At 49.9% G+C, this 23,866-nt stretch carries 20 protein-coding genes and 1 pseudogene; 7 read left to right on the forward strand and 14 right to left on the reverse strand.

All coding sequences use genetic code 11. The features are described 5' to 3' along the window. Window positions 1–727 precede the first annotated feature (727 nt). The 5 genes from R3B84_10130 (at window position 728) to R3B84_10150 (ending at window position 4,874) form a co-directional block, all read left to right on the forward strand. The gene (locus R3B84_10130) at window positions 728–1,297 is read left to right on the forward strand and encodes an RNA polymerase sigma factor (GenBank protein MEZ6140917.1); all 570 of its coding nucleotides are present in this window, start codon (window positions 728–730) and stop codon (window positions 1,295–1,297) included. Between the two features lie 18 nt (window positions 1,298–1,315). Continuing rightward, the gene (locus tag R3B84_10135) at window positions 1,316–2,014 is read left to right on the forward strand and encodes a hypothetical protein (protein ID MEZ6140918.1); all 699 of its coding nucleotides are present in this window, start codon (window positions 1,316–1,318) and stop codon (window positions 2,012–2,014) included. Continuing rightward, a complete protein-coding gene (locus R3B84_10140) occupies window positions 2,011–3,699 on the forward strand; it encodes a hypothetical protein (GenBank protein MEZ6140919.1) in 1,689 nt (562 codons plus the stop codon). Before R3B84_10135 ends, R3B84_10140 begins: the two co-directional genes overlap by 4 nt. Window positions 3,700–3,711: 12 nt before the next feature. Then, window positions 3,712–4,083, forward strand: a complete 372-nt coding sequence (locus tag R3B84_10145) for a VOC family protein (GenBank protein MEZ6140920.1) — start codon at window positions 3,712–3,714, stop codon at window positions 4,081–4,083. A 371-nt stretch (window positions 4,084–4,454) separates the two neighbouring features. Continuing rightward, window positions 4,455–4,874, forward strand: a complete 420-nt coding sequence (locus tag R3B84_10150; GenBank protein ID MEZ6140921.1) for a hypothetical protein — start codon at window positions 4,455–4,457, stop codon at window positions 4,872–4,874. Window positions 4,875–5,268: 394 nt separating this feature from the next. On the opposite strand, the gene R3B84_10155 is transcribed toward R3B84_10150, so the two are convergent. From R3B84_10155 to R3B84_10165, 3 genes are all read right to left on the reverse strand, one after another. Beyond that, complete coding sequence (locus R3B84_10155) at window positions 5,269–5,724, reverse strand: hypothetical protein (protein ID MEZ6140922.1); 456 nt, start codon at window positions 5,722–5,724, stop codon at window positions 5,269–5,271. Window positions 5,725–5,802: 78 nt separating this feature from the next. Further along, window positions 5,803–6,408, reverse strand: a complete 606-nt coding sequence (locus R3B84_10160) for a hypothetical protein (protein MEZ6140923.1) — start codon at window positions 6,406–6,408, stop codon at window positions 5,803–5,805. Then, window positions 6,405–6,764, reverse strand: coding sequence for a hypothetical protein (locus R3B84_10165; protein MEZ6140924.1), 360 nt, complete (start codon window positions 6,762–6,764; stop codon window positions 6,405–6,407). The genes R3B84_10160 and R3B84_10165 overlap by 4 nt, the downstream gene beginning before the upstream one ends. A gap of 171 nt (window positions 6,765–6,935) precedes the next feature. On the opposite strand from R3B84_10165, the gene R3B84_10170 reads away from it, so the two are divergent. Then, window positions 6,936–7,451 carry an SMI1/KNR4 family protein gene (locus tag R3B84_10170; GenBank protein MEZ6140925.1) on the forward strand — a complete coding sequence of 172 codons (516 nt, stop codon included), beginning with the start codon at window positions 6,936–6,938 and terminating at the stop codon, window positions 7,449–7,451. A 185-nt stretch (window positions 7,452–7,636) separates the two neighbouring features. On the opposite strand, the gene R3B84_10175 is transcribed toward R3B84_10170, so the two are convergent. After that, window positions 7,637–8,329 carry a HEAT repeat domain-containing protein gene (locus R3B84_10175; GenBank protein ID MEZ6140926.1) on the reverse strand — a complete coding sequence of 231 codons (693 nt, stop codon included), beginning with the start codon at window positions 8,327–8,329 and terminating at the stop codon, window positions 7,637–7,639. A gap of 53 nt (window positions 8,330–8,382) precedes the next feature. Continuing rightward, complete coding sequence (locus R3B84_10180) at window positions 8,383–11,568, reverse strand: S41 family peptidase (protein MEZ6140927.1); 3,186 nt, start codon at window positions 11,566–11,568, stop codon at window positions 8,383–8,385. 529 nt (window positions 11,569–12,097) lie between these two features. On the opposite strand from R3B84_10180, the gene R3B84_10185 reads away from it, so the two are divergent. Then, a complete protein-coding gene (locus R3B84_10185) occupies window positions 12,098–13,153 on the forward strand; it encodes a hypothetical protein (protein ID MEZ6140928.1) in 1,056 nt (351 codons plus the stop codon). Window positions 13,154–13,253: 100 nt separating this feature from the next. Here R3B84_10185 and R3B84_10190 read toward each other — a convergent pair. The 9 genes and pseudogenes from R3B84_10190 to R3B84_10230 all read right to left on the reverse strand — a co-directional run bounded on the left by R3B84_10190 (window position 13,254) and on the right by R3B84_10230 (window position 23,665). Continuing rightward, window positions 13,254–14,012: pseudogene (locus R3B84_10190) on the reverse strand (carbon-nitrogen hydrolase family protein). 34 nt (window positions 14,013–14,046) lie between these two features. After that, window positions 14,047–16,572: a protein kinase gene (locus tag R3B84_10195; GenBank protein ID MEZ6140929.1), complete on the reverse strand. Its 2,526-nt coding sequence runs from the start codon at window positions 16,570–16,572 to the stop codon at window positions 14,047–14,049. Between the two features lie 143 nt (window positions 16,573–16,715). Next, window positions 16,716–17,453 carry a lysophospholipid acyltransferase family protein gene (locus R3B84_10200; protein ID MEZ6140930.1) on the reverse strand — a complete coding sequence of 246 codons (738 nt, stop codon included), beginning with the start codon at window positions 17,451–17,453 and terminating at the stop codon, window positions 16,716–16,718. Window positions 17,454–17,465: 12 nt separating this feature from the next. Then, window positions 17,466–18,449 (reverse strand): phosphatidate cytidylyltransferase, encoded by a 984-nt coding sequence (locus R3B84_10205; GenBank protein MEZ6140931.1) that lies wholly within the window; start codon window positions 18,447–18,449, stop codon window positions 17,466–17,468. Then, window positions 18,446–19,111: a CDP-alcohol phosphatidyltransferase family protein gene (locus tag R3B84_10210; GenBank protein ID MEZ6140932.1), complete on the reverse strand. Its 666-nt coding sequence runs from the start codon at window positions 19,109–19,111 to the stop codon at window positions 18,446–18,448. The genes R3B84_10205 and R3B84_10210 overlap by 4 nt, the downstream gene beginning before the upstream one ends. 111 nt (window positions 19,112–19,222) lie before the next feature. Then, window positions 19,223–21,262 carry an amino acid transporter gene (locus R3B84_10215; GenBank protein ID MEZ6140933.1) on the reverse strand — a complete coding sequence of 680 codons (2,040 nt, stop codon included), beginning with the start codon at window positions 21,260–21,262 and terminating at the stop codon, window positions 19,223–19,225. A gap of 108 nt (window positions 21,263–21,370) precedes the next feature. After that, on the reverse strand, window positions 21,371–22,792 hold the full coding sequence (gene argH / locus R3B84_10220; GenBank protein ID MEZ6140934.1) for an argininosuccinate lyase: 1,422 nt from the start codon (window positions 22,790–22,792) through the stop codon (window positions 21,371–21,373). Next, the gene (locus R3B84_10225; GenBank protein ID MEZ6140935.1) at window positions 22,792–22,923 is read right to left on the reverse strand and encodes a hypothetical protein; all 132 of its coding nucleotides are present in this window, start codon (window positions 22,921–22,923) and stop codon (window positions 22,792–22,794) included. The genes argH and R3B84_10225 overlap by 1 nt, the downstream gene beginning before the upstream one ends. 364 nt (window positions 22,924–23,287) lie before the next feature. Further along, window positions 23,288–23,665 (reverse strand): HU family DNA-binding protein, encoded by a 378-nt coding sequence (locus tag R3B84_10230; GenBank protein MEZ6140936.1) that lies wholly within the window; start codon window positions 23,663–23,665, stop codon window positions 23,288–23,290. Between the last annotated feature and the right edge of the window lie 201 nt (window positions 23,666–23,866).

Consider the following 23,866-nt stretch of genomic DNA (forward strand, 5'->3'; position numbering starts at 1 on the left):
CCTCGGCCTAACGTAAAAGGCTCAGTTGCCACCCGCCCGCGGAGAGCAGGCTCCAAACCGACAACCATATCATATAGCGGGAGTTGCCAGTCAGCTGCAACCGGTGGTTCCATCAGGGAACTCCCAGTTACCTTCTATTACCACACGAACGCCGATCTCAAATGGTTGATGTCGCATAACCACTGCGCATGCAAAAGTACAATATGAGGAACACCCTCAATTTAATGTATTTTACTCAGTCGATCCAAGGAGTGCAACGAATAAACGCGAATGCTATACAAAAACATACAGGACATGGGCAAATCTAGATTCCCGCCTGAGCGGGAATGACGGGAATTGTGCTAATTCAAAATGTTGGCAATAGTTCGGTCTTCCTGAACTCGATTCCCCGCCTGCGTGGGAATGACGGTAATTGTTCTAATTCAGAATGTTGGTTAAAGTTCGGGCTTCTTGAACTGGAATCCCACCTGCGCGGTAATGACGGTTGTGGGTACAGTCTGAAGGCAATCGCGGTTCATGCCGTCGGCTCACAAGGCACTCCCAATTAATATGGTAAACAAACTCCATGTCGCGAAAAAATAATTCTCCATAACCACTTATCAGAAAAGAACTTACAGAAATTTTTCCAAATTATTCCCCAAAAGTCTCCATTTTTGTGCAATAAAAAAGTTTACAAAACGAATAGAACTTTGAAACTTCCATTCTTGTAACCAAGTAATCATTTCAGGTGCGTTTGAATCAGGAAGATGCTGCACTCGTAAAACGCTGCCTCGCACGCGAACCTGGTGCGGTGGAAACGCTGGTTGACACCTATTCCAACCAGGTGTATGCCGTCTGTCTGCGGTATCTGCGCCATGCACAGGATGCCGAAGATATTACCCAGGAAACGCTGGTGCGTGCGATCCGCAACCTGCACCAGTGGGACCCGGAACGGCCGTTGAAGCCATGGTTGTACAGAATTGCAGTTAACCGTTGCAAAACGCTATTGGCTCGCAAACCACTGAACACCGTGGCTCCTGAGGTGCTACAGGCGACGACTTGTACCCGCACCCACGATGGGGATGGGGATGAATTATTAGAAAATATTCATCTTGCCCTCCTTCAAGTACGGGACGACTACCGCAGTGCGTTCCTGCTGTTCCACGAACAGGGGTGCAGCTACGAAGAAATCGCCGAAATCCACGAACACCCCGTGGGCACGATCAAGACCTGGCTGTACCGCACGCGGGGGGTTGTTTTTGCGTATTTAAAGGAAAAAGAATTGCTGCCAGCGGACATGGACCGTCCTAACGCCTGATCAATATCGAGAATGTAGATGAAGCTGGACGATACGAACACGAATATCCCACCGGACTGCCAGGCAGCCCAGCTGACATTGCAGGTGCTGCTGGATGGCGATCCCCACTGGGATCGGCCGGAAGTGGCTGCTCACCGTGCCGTGTGCCCATCGTGCATGCACGATTTTCAGATGGCCGTGCAAATGAATCGAGCTTTTGCGGGTGCATTGCCACCTGCGATGCGGCAAGGTTTTAAGGCAGAACTGCTTACAAACGTAGTGGCACATACAGCGGCACCGGTTTCCCCACAACCCTCGTCACGCACCGTGCGGAAGCGTGTGGGCAGTGTCTTGATAGCCGTTTCGTTATGTATTGCGGTTGTGTTTGGCCTGCAACCCACCGAACAGCACGTGCGAACTGGCAGTTATCGCATTGTGGCAAAATTAGCCCCCACGCCAAAACAGGAACGCCTGGGCACGTCTATTGAAGAAATTCGCGACTCTTTAGCCCAGATCGGCGAAAAATTGACCCCCACGCTGCCAGATTGGAAGCTGGGCAAAGTCGATCCGCTCGTCGATCCTGAATTGCCCGCACCAATGGGTGAAATGGACAATATTCTTGTCAGCACCCGAAGTGGGGCGAAACGCAGTGTCGAACCACTCTCCAATTCCGCCCGCAATGCAGCGAACTTCTTCTGGAAGACTACGCCGAAATCGTTATGGAAGGCCCAGCCATGAAGCCAATCTTCTCCCGCTTCACTGTCGCTTTGTGGGTTGCTCTCGGATTTTTTATCAGTCTCTTGCCCGCAGTCGAACCGATTGACCTGGTTCCCAACGACAGCGAACTGGTTGTGGTGCTGCGAAATCGGTCCACGGACAGTGCCACACCCAAACGAATCGATGTCCTGCAGGTTGTGCAACAGATCCCACTGCTGCAACAGGTGGGAGTTGATGCGATTGATCTGCAAAATTTGTTAAAGAATCTTAATGGGATTCTTGCCACGTTGGAGGTAACCCCACAGCAATTGCAGCAGGAAATCATTGGCGAGCAGTTGTTGTTTTATTACCGAGAAAAATCGAACGTGCGTGCAGAAGAAGGTGCCGTGGTGGTACAACTTCGTGATACCGCTCGGTTCACCACCTTGCTGGAAAAAATCAACCAACTGCAGGTGGAAGGAGGGGAACTTGGCAAAGTAGTCTCCTACAAGACCGATACTGGCACCATTTTTGAACGCACCAAGCCGGCAGGTGTTGAAGACACCAGCGAATTTTACATTCTGAAAGACAAAATTTTTGCGATCAGCCCCAACAAAGAATCGCTGGAAACGTTGCTGGCCCAACTGAGTGGCAGAAAAAAGGCAGAACCGTTCTGGCGGCAACAACTCGAAGCCCACCAGCTCCAGCAGCACCCCGTGCTGGCAATGGTCAACCCGCGGGCACTGGATGCCACGTTACAGAACGATCTGCAACAGGCAGGTGCGGGTGAAAAAGCCTTTCTTTCCGAGTTCAGCAAATACTGGCAGAAAACCGAATCGATTGGCCTGGGCCTCACTGTGGGCGAAAATCGGCTCGATCTGCAGCTTTCGTTTCGCCTGCAACCGCTGAATCTGCCCACTGCGGAACGGACGGCTTTGGAATTGTTGGCCACGCCATCTGACCTGTGGCAGATCATCCCCAATGATGCGATGTTTGCCTACAGTGCCCACACAGATTGTGCGGCACTATCCACCATCTTCAGTCGCTTTCTGCTGCCTGCAGATCAACAGGAAATTGTGAGCGAACTATCAAATGTGCTGCACCCATTTCTGGAAGAACACCCACTATCTGATGTGGTTGGTGGGATTTCCGGCCCCAACGCACTGTGGGTGGCCCTGCCCACTGCAAAAAAACAATGGGTGCCGAATGTGACGCTGGCTGTCAAAACTAAAGCGGGTGATTCGGGCGAACCAGCACGCAGAACGTTTCAGCGGTCGATGGATTTCACCTCCCGACTGGTGGCCCTGCAATGGAAAGGTTTTCGCGTGCGAACCGACCAGCTCGGCACGGTGAAACGCACCACCGTGCGGTATGATAAGCACTTCCCAACTGGGCTGGCACCCAGCTTTGCCGTCAAAGACGACTATCTGCTGCTGACATCGCAGCCGGATCTGATTGCCGATTTCACCGCACCCACCCCACAGGTGGGGAAAGAAACAGGCACCACCTTGATGCGGATCTCTTTTCGGTCGTGTCGCACCTATCTGCAGCAGCACAGTGGGGAGATCAGCATGTACATGCAACGCGAATTTCCCGGCAGCATCACGAAGGCAGAATTAGCCACCATGGAACAGGCACTGACCGGGCTCGATCAGATGGAATTGAAACTCCGCCCCACGAAAGATGGATTTCGTTTCAATCTTCAGTTACAATTGACACCCAAATAACAGGGGTTTCCCATGCAACTTGGTGCGTTTTCCATCAGCCTGGCAGTCAAAGACCTGCAGGCATCCCGAGATTTCTACGAAAAATTTGGTTTTACGGTGTTTGGCGGCGATCCCACGCAAAACTGGCTGATGATGCGGAACGGCGACCACGTAATTGGGCTATTTCAGGGCATGTTTGAGAAAAATATCATCACCTTCAACCCCGGGTGGGATCAGCACTGCAATACCTTGTCCGATTTTGCCGATGTGCGACAGATTCAGCAGCACCTGAAGGCGGCGGGGATTCAACTGACTGCAGAAGCTGATGAATCGGGCACTGGCCCCGCCCACTTGACCGCAATTGACCCCGACGGCAACCCGATCCTGATCGACCAGCACGTGTAGGTTAGGCAAATTGATTGCCATTCATCGTCATTTCACCAGCACCGCCGGGAAACCAGTGCTGAAATCCTGAAGTCTACCCAAGAAATTGACACCCACCGATAACCGTCATTCCCACGCAGGCGGGAATCCAGTGCAGTTGCTATTCCAGTTCGACGGATTCTTTGTAGCAGACTTCTCTGGGCCCGCGGGCATCAATTGCATCGACTAACTATTAGAGTTTGCATAAATCTCAGTTAGATTAAACGGTTTTTGGCCGCCTCCAAGTTAACGCATCCGTGATTGCGATATACTAAGGGGAATAGCCGCAGGCTGCCTGCGCGGACAATGAGAAGCATGGATAATGGCCTAGAAACTCGCTTGGATCTAATCAAATGGGAAGATTTTCTCATCCATGTGGTTTCGATTCGCGAGAAATCCCATCGCTTATCGTCGAACTGAATAGTGATTGCGAACGTGTGAACCTGCACGCTGCAAATAAACTTTGGAATGTGATTTCTCACCAAGGTAACGTTGGCTCAAATTCTGTACCAACGCTGCCATTCCTGATTGAGCGACTAGCGACGAGCAGCATAGTTGTTCAGAGTGAGATATTGGACATCATTTTCCTATTTTCATGCGCTGCCTGTCCAAAAAATGCAGAGAACTGGGCAGTTGAATTGCGTGCATTACTCACTGCGAATCGAACTCATTTTGAAAGACTGTTAGAATCTCAAAACGAAGAAATTACTTCATATGCGGAATTGATTCTGGAAAAGTTGGATGCAACCAGTTGCAAACACATCGACCACTGAACAGCGGAGGCTTGAAGGTGACGATCCTTGAAAAGTTTGAGTTGCGTTTGATTTCAGTCGGGCCACATCGGCTCGAAGTGATTCGGTTCGTTAGTCGGTTACTTCAACTTTCGTCTGCCGAGGCACGACGCCGAATCGATGTTGGTGATGTGCTTCTAGCCGAAGGTGAAGGATACCTCGTCCCACCAATGCGACTTACCGAACTCCACGACGAATTCGGTCGTTTGGGCGCAAGTGCACTACTGGTAAAGATCGATCTAATGTGATTGACTAAATGTTCTCGTTTTTCGTTGCACTAATCACACAAGAGATTATTCTGAATTCAATCAAGGCGGGCGGCCAAAGTGAATGATTGGATAAGGAATCGATTCATGTCCACTTTGAGTGCAACCGGTCATCCGGGCAAGGGTAATAAGTGGGACAGATTGAGCTGTTTGCGGAACCTGTCTGTTCTTTGGTATTCCTGGTTAGCCAGGTAAATATGAAAATCTCTGGTTCGACCTGCCAGATCAATTGCTCGGGCGTGTAGCATTGCCTGGGCCCCTTTCGTTTTCCATCTCATTCCCGTGCGGCACATTCGATCCATCACCAGGTGCCGACAAGCCCCTTCAATCACCCCAGTTGCAATCGGCAGCCCTTGCTGCAAATAGCTGTCATATCTCATCCGGTGGTAGTTCTTTTCAAAGTAGTTGCAAACCTGATTAATCTTCTTTAACTTTTCTGCTTTCAATTCGCTTTTTGTCGCTTTCTGACGGATTCCCGAAACCACACTTTTCACATCTCCCTTCAGGATTCTCAATAGGCGGTCTCGAGCAAACGCTTCCTGATGTTCACGGTGAGACTCAAACACTTTTGCCGCATCCACACATAACTGGCAACATGAATGATATCCAGGATATCAATTGTTTCGTATGAATCGAAATTGACATCAGATGCTTCCCACAAACTGGTCTGACCATCCATCAGCCGTACCAAAGGCTGACCTGATTGGTGGCGACGTTCGACCTGTTCTGCTGCCCACACCATCGCGTGGTGCGTGCCTCTGATCAGCACCCTCCGCATCACATTGCGACAAAAATCCCGCAACCACTTTGCCCACCGGTTCGGGGCGTTTCTCCTCACGATTCGAGTTTTCTCGAAATAACGCTGCGACAATCTCTTCAGCCGTTCGAAAATATTCATTCACGGAATATACGGTCGCCAGCGTCGCCATACGCCGATTACCAGGAAAATACCGTTGATCAAACGCTGGAATCGCCTTCGTCTTGCGAACCATGGGGACTCCTTTGGCATCGGCACTCACCACCAGAATCTTTCCCTCTGCTGTTGGTGCAGGAATTGGGATCTCATTCAGAAACTGTTCTGCAGATTCACTCAGATTGTGGATATTTCGTTCCAGAGTATCGACCGGACTCTTTTGCAGATACAACAAAGAAATCACATCTGATGATTCCTGATACGACATCTTTGTGCTGAGATAATGCATGACCTCGCGAAACCACGGAGAATATGTGTTTGCTGGCATCTGAATCATGACATCCACAGGATACAAATCATCTTGCGGCCAAGATCGACGCCATAAACATACTGCTCAAACCGATGCTCACCAAAGATCGTTCGGATGGACCGTTGTCGGGGTTCTTCGCTGCGATGAAGCACTTCACCTGTTTCTGTCTGGATCTTTTCTCCCACGTCGCCATCGCCAAGCATTTCCAGGTACAACGAGATTGCTGAAGCACCAATTTGAGCAACCGATTGTTGAACATGTTGCTCGAAATCACGAATCGGCATGCATTCCTGTACAGCACGATTGACTTCTGATGCGAGTCGATCAAATAGGCCAAACAGGAAGTTGGGGTTGATTGAAGAAGATGTGTCTGGGATAATCATTATTGGGTCTCCTGCGATGTTTGGTTGTCAGAACCCCTGATATCGCAGAAAGACCCATCTTTTTACACCCCAATTTGCTAAATCAGTTACCCAACCCTCCCGAATGACCGGTTGCACTCGTCCACTTTCGCGACGCTGCTCAATCACAGTACCAATAAACCGCAACGCAACATGTCACTTACACTATTAAAAAACATTATTCCGCCACCAGCAACTCCATCTGAGGTCGGTACGCTCTCTCAATGGCGAGACTTTGAAAATTCACTCGGTATTCAACTACCGGCGGACTATCGCGATTTCATTTTCACTTATGGCAGCGGGCTCTTCGCCGGCTTCTACCTAGTTTACAATCCGTTCTCAACATCGCAGTACATCTCGCTATTGCCTTCGATCACTCGTGTGTGCAGTATCAATCGGGAATCCAAGAAAGAGTTTCCCGATCGGTTTCCTTACTCGTATTATCCGGAAACGAACGGCTTGCTTCCGTGGGGCAATGATGAAAACGGCAATGACTACTTCTGGCTGACAAAAGGTAAACCAGATGAGTGGCAAGTTGTACAGGATGAGAATCGTGGAAAAGGTATCCAGACTCACCCGTTTACTTTTACTCAGTTCCTCGTCAGTATACTCAAAAAGGAAACGCCACCTCTAGCTAGTGGCTACAATAGAAGAAGATTACGTGTTTGAATCTTGGACTGGATCATGAAGACCGATTCAACATTTTTCTTCCAACGTCCAGTTTCATTCCTAAATTCCGTCGACAAAGCTACCTGGATTAAACATTGAAGTCAGATCGAGGAAGTGCCCAAAATTCAGCCAAGCTAATAACAGAATGCTGTTACCGACGCCGGGCAATAAAAAATGAGAGGAACCTAATTTATTTCGTCGGAATCGGGGTGCAAGCGCTGCAAATGCTCAATTGCTTCTTTCAATTCCACCAGGGTGGGGTTTACGGACAACGCACTCTGGAATGCCGCCAGTGCCTGACGTGGTTTGTTCATTCGCAAATAACATTGGCCGGAACCCGCGATAGCACCAAAGTGAAATTGATTCAAATCGAGCACGCGGTGGCAATCATCGAGCGATCTCTTGTATTCCCCACGTTGAAAATAAACGATTGCCCGCTGATTGATTGCCTCGGCAAAATCCGGCTCTTCATCAATCAGTTCGTTCAATCCTGCCAGAATCTGCTGTGATTCTGTCAGACGCAGCAACCGCTTCAATTCCGAGGTGGCAGCCACAGAACCCGCGCGGAACCAGAGTTCCCATAGTGCGTCCGAGGCCATTTTTGCGGTATCTTCATCTTTATCGTGCAGGAGTGCCGCCAGATAAGGATTTGAACCCATGGTGCCGACCAGGCTGAGTGCCAGTACTGCCGCCCGACGCATTTCGGCATTCTGGTGCTGCAAGGCACGTTGCAAAGTGCCTTCGGAATAGCGAGTCTGCACTTCACTGCGGTAAGTGCGCAGAGCCTGCCGCATCTCGTATGCCCACAGATCAATGTCATCGGCGGGCATTCGTTCGGGAAGTTGCTGGTACAGGTCAATCAATAATGGCTTTGGCACCGTGGCATCTCGTCTAATAATGAATGAAAAATTAATGAATACACCAGCAATGATTATCGATTCCCTGACTTTGCTTTTGGCATCGGAACAGCCATTGGCATTGGTGGGGTGGTTACCACCGGATTCGCATTCTTTTTGAACTTTGTCACTTCGCTGGAAAGCACTTCGACCGATTTCAGCAATTGAGCATCATTCCCTTGCTGCGATTGTTCGGGAAGGTTTTCCACAACGAAATCTGGCTGCACGCCCACTTTTTCCATGTTGGTTCCTGTCACGGTAAATACTCCTGTCCGTGGTAGACGTAAACGCGAGCCATCAATCAGTGTGGTGCTGGTGGTTCCAATCACATACCCACCTGTAGGTACACCAACCAGTTTTCCATAACCCAATGTGCGGTAAGCACTTGGGAAGATTTCGGCATCGCTGTACGATCGCTGATTGATCAGCACGGTGGTGGGTTTTGTCCATTTGCGATCGTCACTGCGGAGCACCAGACCATCCCCACCTTCACGGCGACGGAAAATAGTATGTTCCCTGGCACCCAGATAGTTCAGCACCTTGTCGTGCGTGAAACCACCACCGTTGAACCGCACATCGATAATAATACCGTCCTTGTCAAAGTGGTCGGAGTAGAGTGAGCGGACAAACTTTTCCAGGCCATTATCATCCATGCTGGGGATGTGAATATAGCCAAGTTTCCCGTTACTTGCTTTCAGTACCGCTTCCTGATTCTGTTTCACCCAGCGATCATACACCAGCGGGGAAATAGTGCTGTTGGAAACCCCACGTACCAGCACAACGGTGCTGGTTTTCAGATCGGCGGGATCATCCGCGACCAGCAGTTCCACCATCGAATTGATTTTGCCATTCAGCAGGCTACTGACATTGACAGAATCTTTGATGGCCACTTTGTTGATGGCAATCACAAAACTGCCTGGTTTCAATTTGCTGCCACGCACATCAGCGGGGCCGCGTTCCAGAATCGCCTTCACTTTCAGCCCCACCCCACGGTAGGTGGGGTCGAATTCAATGCCCAGGTCCGCAGTGGTTTCTGCAGGCGATGTCGAACTGCCGGAAATCCCCAGGTGGGAGGCGTTCAACTCACCCAGCATCAGGCTGATCAGTGCATACAGGTCTTCTTTCGAAGTTACGTGGGGCACCATTGTACGGTAGGTGGTGCGAACCTTGTTCCAATCCGCACCGTGGTGGGTGGCATCGTAGAAGCCTTCGCCCAGTTTTCGCCAGCTCTGCTCAAAAATCTGCATGTATTCCACATCGCGATCAATATTCATTTCAGCGGCAAAACTGATGGTCTTGGGATCGGCAGGTGGGGCGGTGCTGTTCAGCGTTGGTGTGGCCACCCGCAGGGCACCCGATTTATCCAGGAATGCCAGGCTGCCCGTCTTCGTCCAGCGCATGTAACGTGGGGCCAGGTTCCCTTGAGTCAACCGGACATTAATATTGCCCGTCACAGAAACCAGCCACAAGTCATCGCCACCGGTACTGCCTCGGTAGGCCACCAGTCGGCCATTTTTGGAAATCACCGCATTGCGTGCCTGGTTACTGCCCAGTCGTTTGGTTCGCTGGTGAATATCGTCCAGGTCGAACTCTTTGGGGACCGAAAAACTGGGTGGGGCCAGACCAGTAGATAACGGCTTCGTCAGCGGAATCGCATACACACCCATATTGCCTGATCGGAGGCTGAGAAAAGCAATATGATCCCCACCCCACGTGACATCCATATTGGAAGTCGCATAGCGGGTAATGTTCAGTGGGGGTTTGCTGCCATCGGCGGGTATCAGATACAGTTCGCTGGCAAAAAATGGATCGGATGCTGAATACACCAGCCATTTGCTGTCCGGCGACCAGTCGTAGTCACCCACCTGTGGGGTGGAGACAATCTGTTTTTTGTTGCTGCCATCGGCTTTCATCGTCCAGAGCATCCCTTTACTGATGTAGGCGATGGTATTTCCATCCGGCGAAAATGCTGCGTTGGTTTCTGCTTCTGGAGAATTGGTGAGCAATTTTAACTTGTATTTGCTTGCGGAATAGAGATCGGTGGCTTTGGGTTCATCAATAGTAACCAGCAACAGATCTTCCTGACCATTGCGGTCGGAAGCGAACATCAGGCTTTTACTGTCTGGTGCCCAGTTGATACCATGTTCAATCCCCCGCGTGGTGGTCAGTCGTTTGGTGGTGCCACCAGCCATTGGGGTCAGAAAGATTTCGCCGTGCACCACCAGTGCGGCTGTTTTATCGTCCGCACTCAGGGCAAATTCGCTGGCGTTGTCGGTAAAGCGTTTCTTTTCAACCGGATTGGATTTATCATCCGCAAATACTTCAATGGTAACTACTTGCTGCTTGCCGTTCTTGGTATCCAGCAGGCAGATGTTGGGCCCACATTCATAAACAATTTTCGACCCGCCGTGGGCAATTTTTGCTTTGCGCACCGCGTAATCTTTATGTTGCGTGACACTTTTTGGTGGGGCCAGTTTCGAGGAATTGACTGCTGAAAAGTCTTCTGGCAGTTCCTGCGAAACGATATTGGACAAACCATTGACTTCGGAGACGTAGTACAGCGTTTTCCGATTCGGGTGCCACATCGGGCTGCTGTCCTGGCCTTCGAACGGAGTGACCAGTTTTGCCTGGTCGCCATTTTTGGTAACCAGCCACAGATCATCATCGGAAGACCCACGATAGCCCTGTCGATACCATGTGCCACTGCCACGAGTAATCACCACATTACCTGTGGTGGGGTGCACCGCAATTTCCTTCGCTTCCAGGTAGGGAAGTTTGCGGACAAAACCACCAGTTACGGGGATTTCATACAACGCAGGTGTGGAAGGGTAAGTGACTTCTCTTGTGGAGAGAAAATAGATCGATTTGCCATCATTCGACCAGCCACTGACAATGTCGGTAGCGGAATCAAATGTTAAGCGTGTGGGTCGTCCCCCCATCGCCGAAACGACAAACACATCGTACTGGCCGTAACGGTTGGAAGAAAAGGCCAGCATTTTCCCATCGGGACTGAACGATGGGTAATATTCGTGGGCACTATGCTGGGTAATCGCCCGTGCCACGCCACCACTGGCAGGAACGGTCCAGATATCCCCCTGATAGCTGAACGCAATGGTATCTCCATTGGGAGAAATATCGGGCGTTCTGCCAAACTGAATCGGTGCCGCCTGAAGTGGGGTGATGCCGATTGCAACAAATAAACAAATAATAACGGTTTTCACGAATATACCTGTTAAGTAGACCAGCGAAACGAAACAGCTTATGTGGGCGTATTTCGTCTTTCTTCACATTAAACTCTTCAGACAATTTTAGCAAGCAGTCGTTACTTCTTTCCCAAATTACCCATCCTCAAGTGGTTCCGTTGTACCCAATAATCCGAAAATGAGTGATTATGTGAAGAAAATGAGTGAAGAATTCATGAGATAAAGCCGAACATGGCGGTTATTTTAACATTCAAACAATTTTCAGTGTTCCACGTGGAACACTGACACATGTACGAATGTCAGCGCAATTTGATAAATGGTGGGTGTAGTCCATGTGGAATTGGAATTAGTGGCTGCAGGCAGTACAGCCAGGTCTTGAACGTTCCCATGGGGGTGTCTGTAGCTGTAGGTGATTGCTTCATAACTGCACACCAGCTAGTGGCACTGCAGAATCATCACCCTCCAAATATTATTGATGGAGTTGTACACTAACAGCAATTTCCTCTTCGCTTCATCCGTTCGTTGGAAGCTCACTGGAGGGTACTTGGTGAATATGGTCTCTTTGTTTGTGTTATTCTCTTTTTGCAACAACTTGTGTGGACAGCTTTCTGAACCTGCCGCAAGCGAAATTCAGAAAATGCAACAGCAGTTACACAGTGATACTGCAGAGGAACGACTGAAAGCGGTCATTTTCTGGAACCAATATGCAGATTTAAAAACCGTTCGTCAGGTGCTGCCCATGTTAAGAAAGATGGTGCAACACGAAAATGACGCGAAAGTACGGCAATTTACAGTCGAATCTTTGGGAATGATCTCTTTCAAACAAAAACTACCATGTCCCACAGAATTGATTGAGGCAATCCATGATCGGGAAGAATTTGTCCGATATCAGGCGCATGCTAGCTTGTTAATGTTTCCTGAATTGCCTGATGCAGGGTTCCCGATTATCGCCAAAGGGATTCAGTCAAAAGATTTGGGGATAATCTGCGATTGCCTTTACCTGTTGGGCCGTTATTACCCAAGAAATGCACAGTCAAAAACACTAGTTGCTGAAGCAAAGAAATATCCCCACCTGGAAGTCCGGCATTCTGCCAGATACGCAGAGTTTCGCATGACAGACGATTTGACAGTTTATCTGAAGTATCTCGTGCAAATGCGGGAGCAACCGGAAACAGTGCTTACATCTGGCGTATCTGAAGAACAGAGAACGAAGGAACGACAGTCCCGAAATTTATTCAACATCGGAAGCGCGATATCTCTGATTAAATGGAGCAACGATTCTCCAGAGAAATTGGGGAAAGCTTTATTAAGGCTGATAGACGATGCCGATTCCAATATCAGGCTGGGTGCGGTGCGAAACATTGAATTAACGGCACAAAAACGCGAAGTTCCAAGAAATAACCCGCTTGATGAACTGCTGAAACCGATGGAATTAATCAGTCCGGAGAAAAAGAAGGGGCCAGAAAAATCTGCTGTTTTACGTTATTTAGAAGAGAAGAATATTATTGAGAAACTGGATATTATTGCCCGTACTGATCGGGAAGAAGAGATTCGGGAACTGGCAAAAAAAGCAATCCGCACTATTCAACAACTGCCAAATTAGGGCATCATCATTTTATTTTTATTCTCACCGGGCCTATGGCTCTGAGATTCCCATGTAGGGTTCCCGGAAATATTTGGTAATTTCTAATATTGAAAGTGCTTTACTTTGTAATTGTTATTGGCACCATCAGTCCACGCCATCCACTAGTGGTTCTAGATGCCACAACCAGGGCTGGCTCGTCTCCGGCGACTCGTGCGAGCACAGCACCATCCGGACCCCAGATGGTGCTGTTACCCACCGATGCAAGGGTGCTACGGGATGCAGCCTGATTAGCCATCACCACCAGCATGCCATGCTCCACGGCTATCCGTGGGAATCGTGGGGTATCTGTGGCGTACCATTCGTTATTCAGGAAGACGCTGGCAGCGTACACAGAAACCCCCGCTGTTGCGTATGCCGCTGGGTGGGAACTTTTCGATGAATCTGCACAGATTGAAAGGCCTATAGTTTCGCCGTGGGTTTCAATATACTTGTGTGTCGTCCCAGCCGTAAAATAGTCTGATTCGTTCCCACCTAAATGCATTTTGGCATAGATATCGACCGTTCCATGGTCACTGAATACGAAGGCGCCCAGATATGGCTTCGATTGCTGGTTCTGAATTGCCGATCCAACCACGATCTGCATTTGGTGGTGCTTCGCCAGGTTTGAAATGGCGGCCACACTGTCATCGGAGGGGCTAAACGCACAGTTTTCTGACATTTAAGGCTCGTAACCCATGAGAGAAAGTTCAGAAAACACTAGAAAATGGACATGGTGACGTGCTGCCACCTCAATTGCAGTGATGTGTTCTTGCAAATTGCCGTCGAGATCGCCACGATTAGCGGGAATCTGGGCGGCAGCGATTTTCAACGGGCTCATGCTCAACTCTTCGTTTTGTTCTACGACGGAAAGTTTATGGACGCTGCAGCACTTCAATCGAACATTTTTTCATCGTTTCTTTGGGGCCGGATAATCGAAATTCCAGATCCTTCACAAAATTAAACCGGATTACATACTCCCCATCTTCGGGAAAGACCCCCTTAAACGTTTTTCGGTCTACTTCCAGTTTGTTGGCCCACCAGGCAACCTCCACCATGTGCTTTCCAGGTGGGAGGTCGGCTTTCAGATCGAATCCGGTAAGCAGACTGCCTTCGCCCCAATACTTACCATTTAAGTAGACTTTCAGAATATTGGTTTCCAGTTCCTGTTGGTTGCTGGTTTCCACCCAGAGTACATTTTTCCGCACCACCGGTTCTGGTGGGCAAAAAAAGCGAAACTGCACCACTTCCCGTGTTGTTTTTTGAACTGGCGGAGGTGGTGGGGGAAGTGGGGGTAGTTTTGGTGCGTCGAGCTTCGGAGGCAACGGTGGCGGAACTGATTTCCGGGTTTCTACCTCCAGTTTGGGTGCCATTTCATGAGAGATCTCTAACAACTTGGCGAGCACCGCCGTAAATGATTGTGGGCGATAGCTGGGTGCATCATCCAGACAGCTATCCAGTAACTCCCGCAGACTGTCCGGAGCAGATTTTTCTTTGAAGTGCCTCGAACCTGGATTTGGTGTCTGAAATAGTGCGTAGCAGACTGTTTTCGCCCAGCCGTAGACATCCGAGTACGGGCCAGGCAGCACCCCAGGCAGTTTCCCCATCTGTTCAGGTGCGGCGTAATCGATTGTGCCTGCAATGGTACTTCCCATCAGCGTCTTCCGACGTGCGGTGCTGGCATTTGAAATCGATTCCACTGTTTCACGCTTTAAGGCGAGGCCAAAATCGATAATTTTGGCTCGCCAGCCTCCCTGGGTGCGTCGCACCATTACGTTGGCGGGTTTCAAATCGCGATGCAGCACCGCCTGACTGTGGGCCGCCACCATTCCTTCTGCCAGAATTTTCGCCAGCTCAAGCCCCGCTTCCAGATCCACTGGGCCATTGGTAGCCACGTAACTTTCTAAGGTGTGGCCTGAAAAATAATCCATGACTAAAAATGGACGCTGCTGATTCACTGGGTCGGTATAGCCACAATCCTGCATCCGAATGATTGCTGGGTGGTCAATTTTGCGTAACAGGCGACCTTCAGCGAAGACCTGATCGGCCTGTTGCTGCATCTGGTCGGCCAGCAGAGTTTTCACCGCCACATGGTCTTCCAGTTCGCGGTGCCGACATAAGAAGGTTACGCCAAAGCCGCCTGCGCCTAAGATCTTATCTGGTAAATACTTACGCATATCAAACGGCATCAGGCCCGGATTCAGTTCCACCGCACAGAGTAATTCTTTTAAGGCAAGCTCCCAATCGCTGGTGCTGTTCGATGATGCCGCACGTTCCAGAGCCACGCGATAAGAATTGAAGTGGGCCTGGGCGAGGTCGTCTTCTTCCAATAGCAGTTCGGGAAGAATGGAAAAATCTTCCTGAGCCTGTTCGAAATCCCCTGCGGCAAACTCAAGTTTTGCCACTGCATTCAACAAGGCAGGCCGTTCTCGACGTTCGCTTTCCGACATGGCCCGATATTCGGCTAAAAACTCCCGCACTTTCTGCCGTTCATCTTCCGAACGGATCGACATCCCATCATTCGGCTTCACTTCCGTTCCCTGGATCTCCAGACGATCCAGACGTTGAAGGACTTCTTCGTAGAAGGCACGGTTTTCCGCGGATTGGGACTGCATTTCGTCTTCGATCCGCAGCACCCCTTTGTGGGTGGCTTCAGCCAGTTCGGTCAGTGCCTGCAAGTGCTGCTCCAGCACCTGTTGGTGCTGATCCATCACCATGAGTAATTGCTGAAAATGGTTTTCCTGTGCCTGCTGGCTTGCTTCGAGGCGGGCAAATGTCATCCCCTGAAACAGCTCGCGATCTTCTTCGATGGCCCGCCGAAAGTAGTAACGCACCGCAATGGTGAGAAACGGTATTTCCCCACTGCGAAAACGGAGGAAACGTGGCAACGACTGCTGGCCGGCTTCTTCCAGTTTTCTGGCGATCTGGTCTGCTGACACCCATTCTGCATGCAATACAGAGGTGGGGTCGGTGAATTGAGCCATTTGTTGTTCGTGCTGCTTTAACTCCGACGCGCCAATAATCGCACCGCGCAGAGCCTTCGATTTGTTCAGGTGCCGGATTTCTTTCAGGCATTGCTTAAAAAACGCCTGTTTATCTTCGATCGTGGGGTCAAAAGGCACATTTAACAGTGCCAGCCTTAGCTGTTCCGCAAGGGTTCGATCATCGGCCCGTTTGGTGATGTTGTGCCAGATCGAATCGCCCGCAAGCGTTAATTCCAGCGTCTTCCAGGCTCGCTCAGTGACCCACGTGAGGGTTTTTGGCAGCCGTTGTGATTGGTCGTTAAAGCGTTCGAAAATGAAATTAAACGCTCGACCACCGTTAACCGGAATACCGGTCGCTTCAAAGGCCCCACCCACCACAAAACGGACAGCAATCAAGGAAAGTTCGGAAAAAAACATGTCTCACTCCTCGAAAGATAATTCCATTGTATTTGTGGGTGCGGCCGAATAATGAGGATTTTATCACAAATATGATTGACGCACCGTTTTACATGTCAGGCACGCAGGGGTGAATTTGAATTATTCAAAGAGACTTGCAAATTTCATCGGGAGAAGTCCTTTTGAAAACTTTCCTTTAAACAATGTACTGCCTGTTCGCATTGTTGTGAAATCGCTGACCAGCTCTGACGGTTTGGCTGCAGGTGCTGAAAATCGAGTGGTGGGCCTATCATGAGTTTGATCGTACCTTTCCGGATCATTTTCTTACCAGGTGGCAGAGCCTGAAAGCACCCGCTGAGGTAACACGGCACCACTGGCACGGGCAAACCTGCCACCAGCATACCCAATCCGGCCTTGAAAGGGGCCATTTCCCCAGTGCGACTTCGGGTGCCTTCCGGAAAAATAATCAGACAACAGTTTTCCTGCAACAGTTTATCACGCATCTCCAGCAGCGTGCGGTGGCAATTCTGATATCTCCAGATTGGCAGAGCGTTCAACAACCGTGTGGCCAGCAATGATTGCCACGACGTTTGAAAAAAATGATCCCCCGCAACAACCGGATAGGTAATTGCCCGCACCGATGCTTTCAGTGCGGAAGTCAATACGAATGCATCCAGGTGGCTACTGTGGTTGGCAATCAGAATGTAGGGCCGTACTTTTGGCAGATTTTCGAGACCATGGAAAGTACAACGATGAAATACCCGCAGGTACTGCCGGGTAAACATGCCGATCATGCAGTTCAGGCTGGTGGTAAACAGTCCTGGCTCTCGGCGCATGCTGTTGAGTGCCGAACCCGATTGCAGGGCAACATCGCGTGCTGGTTGATATTGCCAATCCTGCATAGTGCGAACTCCTTAGAGTGAACCTGCTGGTGTGTGATTGCCCACACCCATGAAATAATTGAGGTAATAGAAAATCGCCGGTGCCACCAGAATAATACTGTCAAACCGATCCAGCAAGCCTCCATGGCCAGGTATCAAAGACGACATATCCTTGATGCCGATATCACGCTTGACAGACGAAAGCATGAAATCGCCGCATTGCCCAAGCATGCTGATAATCAGCCCCATGAACAAGCGGTGGAGAGGATGTTGCAGGGGTGTGTTTTCAAACACATAATACCCCACGGTGAATACGAAGAGTGTGGTGAAAAAGATCGAACCTACCGCGCCTTCAATTGTCTTGTTTGGGCTGGTGTGGGGCAGCAGTTTATTCCTGCCGAATAGCTTACCCACGGTAAAGGCTGCGATATCGTTCAGTTCCACTGCAAGAAAAATCAGAATGAGAATGGCTCGGTAGTTATCATCATTAGAAAGATAGCTCAGGTGCCCCAGACAGCTTCCAAACAGTGCAAAACCCAGCGTTGCCATGCCTATTCGCTGGATATACCCTTTGGGTTGATCCTTCCAGATTGCCACGATGGCAATGCAACTGATCGACAGAGGAAAGATTGCTACGAAAAAGCGATACCATTCATCCCATGCAGCAAAGTTCAGCAGCAGGATTCCCAAAACCACCACCCCACTGACGAGGTGTTCGCGAAAAAGTCCTGTTGCGCGGGCATACTCCCGGTAACAGAGCAAACTAAGCAGAGTAATGGCAGCAATCGTGGCAGATTTGTGAACAATAATCGGAATCAGAATAATCAGTGCCAGGATCAGCCAGGATCGATAACGTTGCTGCAGTTCCTGCACCAATGTCCGACTGATGCTGGTGCCACGCTTCAATATTTGAATAATCAGATAGCTGATGATAAATAACAGAACCAGAAATGCGATTAGAAAGGTTGTTTTCGCATCATACACCACCGGGAAGTGCTTTTCAAAATACTGGATCATTGTGGGGCTTCCCGAAGTTGATGTGAAATTCGCCACAGTCGCCTGAAACTGGTGATTGCTGAACCGATGACGATCACCATCAGAGCAATTGCGGGCAGATCATAGCTTTCATGGTGCCAGACCAACGCGCGTGGGAAAGCACAATAAATAGCGGCTACAATCACGACTGCCATGCGATGTTGCTTTGCCATCGGCCCGCAATAGTAGTGGGGCGTACCTGCAGCCTTGCCTGCCGTTCGGAGATATGCTGTGAACAGTGCAACCAGAGCAGCAATATACCCCAGGGTACTGTTGCCACCATGAGCATAACCTAACCCTATGAGTACACAACTATCTGAAATGCGGTCAGGTAATTCGTTGTACAATTCACCCACTTTGGAAGCGGTATTGCTGGCGATTGCCACCATGCCATCGAGCATATTTGCCAGTAAACGAACTGCAATCAGTAATGCGGCCAACAGCCAAAGCCACCACATTCCCGGTAGATGCCCGGTGGCATACAGGCACCCACCTGCCAGTATGCCAGCGCCCATCCCTGCCAAAGAAATGGCGTTGGCGGAAATTCCCAGTTTTACAAGAACATCTGTCAGTCGGTGGGAGAACTTCCACTCTCTGGCAGCAATTGGCCGACGATCAACTGGTTGGTAAGAAGGATCTGCCATATTGCTGCATGAGAATGATTCACCAACTCTTTGATCCAGAAGATCGAAAATTATTCCAGAGAAATCGATGACGGGTCATATTCTCTCGAAACTAAGCAAAAACGGAATGAGTTACTGGCCGGCGATGAAGATCAGGGGGCGTTTAGTGGTATCCGGTTCTGCCCGGCGGAGAAGTTCCCGCACCATCCATGGGACGTTACCTTCACCAAACAACAGAAAGCCCAGCGTGCCGCTCATTGGTGATTCTTCCGTCCAGCCAAAATGAATCTCCGGTGGGCGATCTCCCACTTTGCTCATTTCCAGTGCCACTGCCGCCAGTGTGTGCGAAATCGAAGCCGCATTACTGATTTTCATCACATACTTCCCTTCCTGCTGCGTAATTCGCAAGGTGGGTTGCTGAATGAACTCACTTGGGTCTGATTTTTCCACTTCAATGAAGGTAATCATCAACTCCGGTGGGATACGGTGCTCTTTGCGGACTATCGCTTCCTTTTCTTCCAGTGATCGCTGGCCTGGACGGTGGGGCACCAGAATGGAGGCTTCCAGGTGACGAATCGCATCCCACAGTAGTTTCGAAGTCACATCTGGTATCACAAACCCTTTGAATCGCAGTTCACGGGATCGCAAAATCCGCGATGTCAGTGACAGCACCAGTATGGTCAGAATAAAGCAGGCTGCGATCTTGATCCCCGCTGATTTTTCGATGATGTTATCGACCAGGGTATAAAGCAGCACAAATGTAATGATGATGTAGCCTTTGTGCAGGCGTTGCCACCTGCTCCCTTTGCGATTGCGGAAAATATCAATCACACTCGACAGCCCATCGCTGAACATCAACACTAACACACCCGTAGCATAGGCGGCACCCTGGGCCTCCACATTCGCACGGAAGATCAATGTCACCAGTAAGTTAATCGAAGTAAACATCAGCACCAGAGGTTTGATGGCAGATGCCCACTCAGGTGCCATCCCATACTTCGGCAGATACTGTGGGACAATGTTTAATAAACCAGCCATGGCACTGGCACCAGCAAACCAGAGAATCAGGATAGTGCTGAAGTCGTACAATGTGCCAAAAGAACTGCCAAATAAACCACAGATTTTCCTGCCATCAGGCGATTCACCATGCGCCAGATACGCCAGAGCACGCCCCGCAGCAGGTGGGGATGGCCATTTTTCTGGGTTCTTGATTGGTTTGCCCGCTTCATCGACAGGTGGCTCGCCAGTCGCACTCACCGGTGTAATATCGCCCGGTGGGATCAGAATAGTGACAACCATCGACGAACTCATCAGCATCACCGACATAATGCAAGCTGCTGTCAGCAGTAATTTTCTGGTGTTGCGAATCCGCCCAGTAGGCTGTTCTGCAGTGTCGCCCTCTTCACCTTTCACCAGTGGCATCACAGCAATGCCCGTTTCAAAACCGCTAAGCCCCAGAGCGAGCTTGGGAAATAAAAGCAGGCAGACAACGATTGTGGTGAATAACCCCGTACCGCGGATCGGTGTATCGTGCAGATACCAGTTGCCCACGCGGACATTATGAAACCACGCCTGAATCCGTTCGGGATGGTCGATGAGAAACAATAATCCGCTGCCCACAACGACCAGATTGAGCACCAGAAAGAGGCCAACAATACCCACAGCCAAACCAATCACTTCACGAAATCCGCGCATAAATACCGAACCGAGAAGCATCAGAAAGAACATTGTTACCAGCACTTGTGGGAGGGTGCCTTCTTTCCAGCTATCAGGCAGTTGCCCCTTCAGCACCGGATTGTGTAACAAGTGTTGCGAAGCATCTGCCGCCGACAATGTTTTCGTAATCACAAAATCGGTGGCGGCAAAACCCAGCAGGGTCAGCACAAGGATTTTGCCAGGCCAGCCACTCACCAGACGGGCCAGCATGCCCAGCGAACCCTGGCCGGAAAACGAACGAGATGCCACATATCGATAGAGTGGAAGTGCCCCAAACAGGGTGATACAGACCAGCACTACCGTAGCAAAAGGTGCCAATAATCCTGCACTACGATAAGCAATGGCAGGTTGATAACCGAGGGTGCTGAAATAATCGACCCCGGTAAGACACATGACCCACAGCCAGAAATGTTGTGGGTGTCGCGGGTGGGCATGCGACGATGCAGAATCCGACATAAAGAACGGTTGCTCTTTGCAAGTGCACGTTGCTTTAGGCAGCAACGTTCGAGTACATTTGTCGCTTATTGTACAACGATTTTTCGAAGCAGGACCCGCACCAGTGGGTTATTTCGTGGCATTCCCCGCCTGAGGTGCTTTCAATTCTGCCGCTGCGGACAGTTGTTCCTGCCAGAAGGTCAGTTGTTTCTGTACCTCATGTGGTGCAGTGGAACCATAACTGCAGAAGGCATTTAACGCATTTTCAACGCCCAGCACCTGGTACACTTCTTCTGAAACACCTGGGCAAAACTGCTGAAACTGCTCCAGTGGAAGCTGGTTTAACCTCAGGGAATTTTCTTCGCAGTGCCGCACCAATTGCCCCACTGCTTCGTGGGCGGTACGCATCGGAACGCCTTTCTTGATAAAAAATTCCATCAGCGTGGTGGCATCCAGAAAACCATATTCCAGTCGGGCGATAATGCGATCCTTACGAAACTGGGCGGCCTGTACCAGCGGTGCTGCCACGCGGAGTGCTGCCAGCACGTTATCGAACGCATCGAAAATGGCTGGTTTGTCTTCCTGCAGATCGCGATTATAGGCAGTGGGTAAGCCTTTCAGCAGCATCAGCAGATGGGTTAAATTGCCCAGCACCCGCCCGGTTTTGCCGCGGGTCAATTCCAGCACATCCGGGTTCTTTTTGTGGGGCATAATGCTGGAACCAGTACAGAAGTCGTCTGGCAACGCAATCGCTTCAAACTCGGTGGTTGTCCAGAGAATCCATTCTTCACACCACGCACTCAGGTGGATAGCGATCATCGACAGGGCAAAAACGAACTCCGCAGCAAAGTCGCGATCGCTGGAAGTATCAAGGCTGTTGCGGGTAACGCTGGCAAATCCCAACTGCTCTGCAACAAAATGACGATCGATCGGCAGGGAGGTACCAGCCAAAGCAGCCACACCCAGCGGCAGGATGGCAACACGTTTCCGGCAGTCGAGCAGTCGTTCGCAGTCCCGTTGCAGCTTTTCCACGTGGGCCAGGCAATAATGGGCTGCCAGCACCGGTTGTGCACGCTGCAGGTGGGTGTAACCTGGCAGAATTACCGTGCGATCTTTTTCGGCGAGTTCCAGCCAGGCCCGCTGGAGTTGCTGCACTTCTTCCACTAACGTATCCGTGGCATCCAGCATCCACAATTTCAGATCAGTGACCACCTGATCGTTGCGGCTGCGTGCGGTGTGCAGCTTTCTGCCCAGGTCGCCAATTCTGCCAATCAGTGCACTCTCAATGTGGGTATGAATATCTTCAAGCGAATGATGATACGTCATTTTGCCGGCTTCAATTTCCGCACGGATTTCATCCAGGTGGGTGCAGATCGTCTCAGCTTCTTCGTGCGTCAACAGCCCCACGTGGGCCAGCATGCGGGCATGCGCCTGGCTCCCCAGTACATCGAAACGGTATAGGCGTTTATCGAATGAAATCGATTCGGTGTAGTCTTCTACCAGTTTGGCAGTTGGCACCCGAAATCGCCCACCCCAGGTTTTTTGGCTCATCACATATCCATCGCAAAAAAGCTACACCAGGAAAGGCGTACTATCCCTTCCCAGTGCAGAGAGTAAGTAACTGTTCTATTTTCAATCCCCAGTGGGACAACAGTACCACGGATCGGAATGACAGGATTCATTCCGGCATCCCTAGCTGAACTTCTCTGAAAAGTAATGACAACGCTCTCATCTATCCCCGCCATGCAACAGTAGCGGGTTACAATGGAACACAAAAACAGATTGTCAAAGAACATCAAAGCATGGAATTTATTCCACTTACATATTAATATATCCTCGTGAACTTTGTCCAGCAAAATTTTGTTGGCAAATTCGCCTTGGTTTTCAGAAAAATGCGTGCGCAAGCGTCTGCTGGAAAAGAGGTTACAGAATTTTGAACTTTTTTGGATTTTTTTGCAAAATTGATATCACCTGTGCTGTAACAGTGAAATAAATACTGTACAGAACGTGGTGAAAACTGCCCACGCAAATGGAATGATCAACGATTTAGCTGATGGCTTCCATGAACGCTTTGAGAGCGCGTGCCTTCAATTTGACCGTAGCAGGTTTGGCTTTGGTGATCATCATTTCGCCAGGCTTGAATGGGTTGGGTTTCTGCTGCCCACCTTTGGTCGCTGGTTTTTCAATCGCACTGACTTTGAACAAACCAGGCAGGATCAAGGCACGGGGGCCTTTCTTGCTGAGTTGCTGGACCATGATGGTCGACAGTGCATTGAAGAACTCGCCCGCTTCTTTGCGGGTCTTACCGGTAGCTGCAGCAATGGCATCCAGCAGTTCACTTTTGGTTAATGCTTTCTTTGCCGGTTTAGCAGACTTCGCTGCTGGTTTCGCTGCCGGTTTTGCGTTTTTGACGCTCTTAGCCATGAACATTCCTCGTTAAAAATAGCGTGGTTATCATCAAACCATTAATGCGAACTTAAGGAACGAACGATACCTTGTCAACTGAAATTTGGCTGAATTTGCCTTGTTTTGTAGATATTTTTGCGAATTGATGCTTTGAAAGCCCTATTTTTTCCGAAGTCGTGGGATATCAGCCTCCATCGAACGGTGGATGTCCGGTAAAAT

The organism is Zavarzinella sp. (assembly GCA_041399155.1).
Lineage (GTDB): Bacteria > Planctomycetota > Planctomycetia > Gemmatales > Gemmataceae > JAWKTI01.

Excerpts from the sequence above, each read along its gene's own strand:
- R3B84_10135 (MEZ6140918.1), top strand. The coding sequence starts at position 1,316 with ATGAAGCTGGACGATACGAACACGAATATCCCACCGGACTGCCAGGCA.
- R3B84_10140 (MEZ6140919.1), top strand. The coding sequence starts at position 2,011 with ATGAAGCCAATCTTCTCCCGCTTCACTGTCGCTTTGTGGGTTGCTCTC.
- R3B84_10145 (MEZ6140920.1), top strand. The coding sequence starts at position 3,712 with ATGCAACTTGGTGCGTTTTCCATCAGCCTGGCAGTCAAAGACCTGCAG.
- R3B84_10150 (MEZ6140921.1), top strand. The coding sequence starts at position 4,455 with ATGGGAAGATTTTCTCATCCATGTGGTTTCGATTCGCGAGAAATCCCA.
- R3B84_10160 (MEZ6140923.1), bottom strand. The coding sequence starts at position 6,408 with ATGATTCAGATGCCAGCAAACACATATTCTCCGTGGTTTCGCGAGGTC.
- R3B84_10165 (MEZ6140924.1), bottom strand. The coding sequence starts at position 6,764 with ATGATTATCCCAGACACATCTTCTTCAATCAACCCCAACTTCCTGTTT.
- R3B84_10170 (MEZ6140925.1), top strand. The coding sequence starts at position 6,936 with ATGTCACTTACACTATTAAAAAACATTATTCCGCCACCAGCAACTCCA.
- R3B84_10195 (MEZ6140929.1), bottom strand. The coding sequence starts at position 16,572 with ATGTTTTTTTCCGAACTTTCCTTGATTGCTGTCCGTTTTGTGGTGGGT.
- R3B84_10200 (MEZ6140930.1), bottom strand. The coding sequence starts at position 17,453 with ATGCAGGATTGGCAATATCAACCAGCACGCGATGTTGCCCTGCAATCG.
- R3B84_10205 (MEZ6140931.1), bottom strand. The coding sequence starts at position 18,449 with ATGATCCAGTATTTTGAAAAGCACTTCCCGGTGGTGTATGATGCGAAA.
- R3B84_10210 (MEZ6140932.1), bottom strand. The coding sequence starts at position 19,111 with ATGGCAGATCCTTCTTACCAACCAGTTGATCGTCGGCCAATTGCTGCC.
- R3B84_10215 (MEZ6140933.1), bottom strand. The coding sequence starts at position 21,262 with ATGTCGGATTCTGCATCGTCGCATGCCCACCCGCGACACCCACAACAT.
- argH (MEZ6140934.1), bottom strand. The coding sequence starts at position 22,792 with ATGAGCCAAAAAACCTGGGGTGGGCGATTTCGGGTGCCAACTGCCAAA.
- R3B84_10225 (MEZ6140935.1), bottom strand. The coding sequence starts at position 22,923 with ATGAATCCTGTCATTCCGATCCGTGGTACTGTTGTCCCACTGGGGATT.
- R3B84_10230 (MEZ6140936.1), bottom strand. The coding sequence starts at position 23,665 with ATGGCTAAGAGCGTCAAAAACGCAAAACCGGCAGCGAAACCAGCAGCG.